This is a genomic window from Odoribacter sp. N54.MGS-14 (assembly GCF_000980295.1).
GTDB lineage: Bacteria > Bacteroidota > Bacteroidia > Bacteroidales > Marinifilaceae > Odoribacter > Odoribacter splanchnicus.
Genome location: NZ_LARL01000111.1, coordinates 1 through 5,333, shown reverse-complemented (window position 1 = coordinate 5,333; position 5,333 = coordinate 1). Strand labels below are relative to the sequence as shown.

Below are 5,333 nucleotides of genomic sequence, written 5' to 3'. Positions count from 1 at the left end.
CCGGTTCACGCCCGGTCTGTTACCCTACGCGTGTAGCAACCCACGGCGACGCCACCGGGAGACTCTTTTACGTCCAAACATAAAAAGGAACTCGGGGCAACCCAGAGAAGAAATAAACTGAAAAGAAAAATTCCGCCTGGAATGACAGATAAGATTATAAAATGCAGAACATATTGAAAATTTGAACTGAGCATACAAATTTGTCCGCAATATGCTTACAAAAAAAACGAACGATTAAAACAGTTATGTTTCGAATCTCTTTTCTTTTTCTGACTATTTTATAATCTTCACCTAATCAATCTTTTCAAAATTTATTCATTAACCTCCCGGCTGTTTTTTCATTACAAATTTAATCGTTCGTTTTTTTTAACATTCGAACTACTTGATTATCTCTTTGTAAGAATAGGGAACAAAGATACATATTAAATTTGTTGTGTACAAATTGAATCTGGAATTAATCCGGGAAAATCAAATAAAAAAATCCCGGAATCGTGGTCTGTAAAACACCAAAATTCCGGGGAATAGTATGTAGAGAAAAATTATTATTGTTTCCGACACATAATGTTCAGAATCGTCTTATCGGTCTGTTCCATACCGGTGGTACCGATGATTCCGACATTGCGGATCGTTTTTTCAATATCTTCTTCAATAATACCGTCATTGTGAGTTTTGATTCCTTTCATGGATAACAGAGCGGCCTGTACGGCAGCAGAAACGCCGGAATATACTTTCAGGGCACAACCTTGTTTCGCTCCGTCACACATCATTCCGGTCAGGTTGGAACACATAGTCTTAATAGTGTTGACTACCTGTTCGTAGGTTCCCCCCATCAGATAAGTAATCGCCGAAGCAGCCCCCGTGCCGGCAATCAGAATTCCACACAAAGCAGAAAGGTGTCCCATATAATAATGGATATGGGCAGCTACCAGATTACTCAAAGCCAGGGCCCGGATCAATTGCTCCCGGGAACAACCGAATTGTTCGGCAGCCACGACAACAGGAAGATAAACCGTAATTCCCTGATTTCCACTACCTGAATTAGTCATCACCGGTTTTTCACAACCGTCCATCCGGGCATCGGAAGCTGCGGTGGCACAAATCAGGGCATTGTTCAAAAAGTCGTTTTCCAGCAACCCTTTGTCGATATTTTCTTTTAAGGTCTTACCGATCTGCAGACCGTATTCACTCTTCAAACCTTCAGCCGAAATCGCTTTGTTCATTTCAGCACCTTCCAATACAAACTCGATCTCTGCAACGTCGATCCGGTGGATAAATTCCCAGATCCGGGCTATACTTAATTCAGCACGATCGCTCTTTTCGGCAGCTACCGGCGTAAAATCTTTACGATAAACTGCTTTCCCGTTCTTTTCAACCAGAATAATATTGGTATGTCCGTGGACAATCACTGTTTTTACCGTATCGTTGCCTTTCTTACAGATGGCTTCTGCATACAATTTATCGGGAGCATCTTCTTTCAAATGGATAACAACAGCCTGCTTGTCCAATAAAGATTTAGCAACAGCCAAATTATTACAAGCAGAAACTTCCTTCAATACTTCCAGGCCGTATTCAGTCTTTCCACAAACAGCACCCAAAGCAGCGGCGATAGGCAGTCCGGTCATACCGGTACCGGGAATACCTACTCCCATTCCGTTCTTATAGATATTTCCACTGACGAACACTTCGATATGTTCCGGAACACCACCCAATTCTTCTTTACATCGGGCACAAGCTAAGGCACAAGCAACCGGTTCTGTACAACCTAATGCCGGAATCGTTTCCATTTTCAGTACTTCTATGATTTGTTTATCTGTAGCCTGACACATAAAATTTTATTTTTGATTGATGAAGCAAAATTATTTCTTTTTATCATATCCACTCCTCCGACCTCCTGTATTAACGCTTTTTTAACTCGATGCGTTTCATCGAAGAACTGGCAGGTCGAAGTAATAAGCTGTCAGTTTCTGTGATGATATTCAAATATTTTCTTTTATCTTCGCAAAAAATTTTAAATCATGAATAAATATTTATTCTTTATATTATTCCTTTTTCCGGTCCATTTGTTTGCACAAGAAGCAGATACCCTGATCGTGGAAGAAGAACCGCATTACGATATTCTTCAGGAACTCAGGACGGAAAGTCATAACGGCGGACAGGTAATCCTCGACAGCGACACGCCGATAGACAATTTGCTGCAATGGCACATCCATCTGAATGAGAAAAAGAAAACTTTTACAGGTTACCGGATTCAAATCTACTCGGTCAGTTCGTTCGGCTGCAACATCGACAACCTAAAGGAAATGCGGAATAAGTTCGAAGAAACCTTCCAGGACATTCCGGCCTATTTGAAATATTTCGATCCGGATTTCAAAATCCGGGTAGGGAATTACAGAAACCGTTTGGAATGTATACCTGATTTACACCGGATCCGTAAAATTTATCCGGCCAGTTATGCCGTAAAAACAGAGATTTCCCTGGATGAACTGAAACGAATCCCGATGCAGGATATCGTGACCGGGACAGAAACAGCGGAATAACCGGAATCAACTGAAAGAAATACCGAGCTCCCGTTCAATCCGTTCACGCTCCTGAGCTGTTTTTTTCATCAATTCCTGATAAGCAGACGAATCAGGATCTGCAGGCCGGTGTAATAAAGTCTTGTTTATTTTATCGATGCGCTTCATCCACGCTTCAGTTGCCGAAGTCATATACAGGGACTGAAACTTCTCCCAGATATATTCGATTCCTTGCGGAGAGATGTGTAACATATCTTCTGTATAGAAACGATAATCCCGAAGCTCGTCCATCACGATCTCATAAGAAGGGAAATAAGAGACATAATCCAGCCTTTGCTTCAATTTATCGATGGCCAGCAACAATACCGCTTTACTCAACTGGTTGGCATGTGCTCCGTCTTTCCAATGCCGGATAGGGCTCACGGTGAACAGCACCCTCATATCCGGATAACGACTGTGCAGGCGGGACAATAAATCGGTATACACCTGTTCGATATCTTCGGGGCTTAATCGGAAACGCTCGAAATCAGTGGCCGGAAATTTATGACAATTGGCAACGACTCGTCCCAACTGCCGATGACGGTATACCCAGGCAGTTCCCCAGGTAATCACCAGGACATTTGTCGTTTTTAAATGAGCTACCGATTTTTCCAATCTGGAATTTATACGCTGTAAACAGTCCCCGGCTTCCCTGGCGGAAAACCGTCCATGATGGCTCAGACTCACCCACAGTTCCCCGTTTCGTAATAAATCGGCCTGCGAGAATCGTTTACCGGCCAATAACAACTCCAGCGTATCAGCCACAGACAGGGGATTATATACAATACCACAAGGATTGATATCCGTCTTGAACCTGAAATATTCCAGCTTCGCTCCAACATTTTCGACAAAGCAGGAACCCAGCATCATGAGCCGGGTCGAATAATCGATCCGAAACGAAGGTTTATCCAATTTGACAACAGTCTGTAGTTCCATTTTTTCCACTAATTTCATCACAAAGGTAAGTCACCTTTTCGTTTTTACCTTTTACTTTTTACTTTATTTTCTATCTTTGCAGAACAATTTTTGTACAATGAGCTTTATCACCATCCTATTAATTGCAATCGGTCTTTCTATGGACAGTTTAGCGGTCAGTATCAGTGGCGGCATATGTATGAAACCGTTCTGTATCAAGAAGTCTCTGAAAATGGCTTTAACCATGGGGATATTCCAGGGGGGTATGACCTGGCTGGGATGGGCGATGGGTATTCATTTCAGTAATTATATCACCGATTTCGATCACTGGATCGCCTTTGTTTTATTGAGTTATTTAGGTGGAAAGATGGTCTACGAATCCTTCAAAGAAGAGGATAGCCACCTGATTACCTTTTCTAGCCGGATGCTTTTCACCCTCGGCGTAGCGACCAGTATCGATGCCCTGGCTGTCGGCGTGAGTATGGCTTTTCTGAAAACGGGCATCTGGTTTCCGGCTTCAGTTATCGCTTTCACTACTTTCTTCCTTTCTTTCAGCGGAGTGATCTGTGGCTTCCGGTTCGGAAAAATCAAAGGCCTCAAAGTAGAACTACTCGGAGGCCTTATCTTAATTGTAATCGGTGTTAAAATACTGATCGAACATACTTTATTGGATTAAAGATCGTCAGAACAAAGGGACGGGGGTATTGTTCCAAAAAATAGAACAATATCCCCGTCCCTTTGTTTTCCTTTGTTTTCCAATTTTTCAACATTTTAATGAGATTAAACAAAATCTCAGGATAGTGTTTCAAAAAGTGTGTAAATCCCACTTTTATTATTTTTGTAATGGAAACTTTAAAAATGACAAATAGGAATTTACACATGAACAAATTTCTGAAATCACAAATGGGGAAGAAGGTTTACAAGGTTTGGTAAAACAAAGTCCATCCATCTTCCCCTCGAACACCGGAAAACCAGAGTTCATCTACAGATCTTTTCAGACAACCGGCAATTTTTTACGGAGAAGGATGAGCATAGAATTCATCTATATCAAAATAACAATAAGGCAAAAGGGAGAGTCCTTCTTCAGAAGCCTCTAAAATCGTACAGTCGGGATTACGACAATCCGAAGAATCGACATTCCGTCCTTTAGTCGCAACCACTACGGCTTTACAATATTGCTTCATCTCACAAATTGCTTGTTTTGCCTCTTCCGAAGAGCAAAACATATTACGATCGAACTCAGCTTGACGGGAAGTAACCCGATTTGTGCAAGCCATCATCCCGATCAAGCCACCAATTACCAGAAAATCTTTCATGCTATTTCCCTTATTGTACTTCCCGGCAACAACGTACATTCAGCCAATTGGTAGTCATCGTACTCTGACGAAATACTTTCGTCGAATTATAAGCGATTTTCCGGTAAAAGATAAAACCGTCGTAAGCCGGATCTGCGGTTGCTGTCCAAAAATAGCCGAAAACACTTCGGAAACGCCAGTTATCGTTATAAGCGACAGGATGTACCGAATAAAAGCCACCGGCCTCCAATTTCAAACCGGTACCTTCCTCTCCTTGCTGCATCAACTCGCCTTCGTACGTACCCCGCTCTCCGATCGCACCGATTTCCGGTTCACTCATGCCGAGAGCCCGTTCTAAATCTGCCCAATCGGCATCGGTAGGCAAACGCCATCCTTGAGGAGCGACGGTCATGGCCGCTGCATAGTTGTAATAATAACCGTATTTACGAAACATATTATCACTCATGGATCCTTCTCCCAAAACTCCTTCTTCTTCATAACAACCATACAATCCGGTTTCCGGTTCATAACGCATATTGGATGTCATCCATTCCCGGTTACCGATCCG

6 protein-coding genes are annotated in these 5,333 nt (G+C 42.4%); 2 read left to right on the top strand and 4 right to left on the bottom strand.

Features of this window, described 5'->3' with window-relative positions; translation table 11 throughout:
• Window positions 1–542: 542 nt before the first annotated feature.
• Window positions 543–1,826 (bottom strand): L-cysteine desulfidase family protein, encoded by a 1,284-nt coding sequence (locus WS42_RS14125; RefSeq protein ID WP_013610476.1) that lies wholly within the window; start codon window positions 1,824–1,826, stop codon window positions 543–545.
• A gap of 189 nt (window positions 1,827–2,015) precedes the next feature.
• Here WS42_RS14125 and WS42_RS15815 point away from each other — a divergent pair, with 189 nt between their 5' ends.
• Window positions 2,016–2,537, top strand: a complete 522-nt coding sequence (locus WS42_RS15815; RefSeq protein WP_046404846.1) for an SPOR domain-containing protein — start codon at window positions 2,016–2,018, stop codon at window positions 2,535–2,537.
• A gap of 6 nt (window positions 2,538–2,543) precedes the next feature.
• Here WS42_RS15815 and WS42_RS14115 read toward each other — a convergent pair whose 3' ends face one another.
• A complete protein-coding gene (locus WS42_RS14115) occupies window positions 2,544–3,491 on the bottom strand; it encodes a GSCFA domain-containing protein (RefSeq protein WP_046404922.1) in 948 nt (315 codons plus the stop codon).
• 97 nt (window positions 3,492–3,588) lie between these two features.
• On the opposite strand from WS42_RS14115, the gene WS42_RS14110 reads away from it, so the two are divergent.
• Window positions 3,589–4,146, top strand: coding sequence for a manganese efflux pump MntP (locus WS42_RS14110; RefSeq protein WP_013610473.1), 558 nt, complete (start codon window positions 3,589–3,591; stop codon window positions 4,144–4,146).
• 337 nt (window positions 4,147–4,483) lie between these two features.
• Here WS42_RS14110 and WS42_RS14105 read toward each other — a convergent pair whose 3' ends face one another.
• Together WS42_RS14105 and WS42_RS14100 are read right to left on the bottom strand one after the other, a co-directional pair.
• Window positions 4,484–4,786, bottom strand: coding sequence for a hypothetical protein (locus tag WS42_RS14105; protein ID WP_046404844.1), 303 nt, complete (start codon window positions 4,784–4,786; stop codon window positions 4,484–4,486).
• A gap of 10 nt (window positions 4,787–4,796) precedes the next feature.
• A partial coding sequence (locus tag WS42_RS14100; protein WP_046451300.1) for an FISUMP domain-containing protein occupies window positions 4,797–5,333 on the bottom strand: 537 nt, incomplete at its 5' end.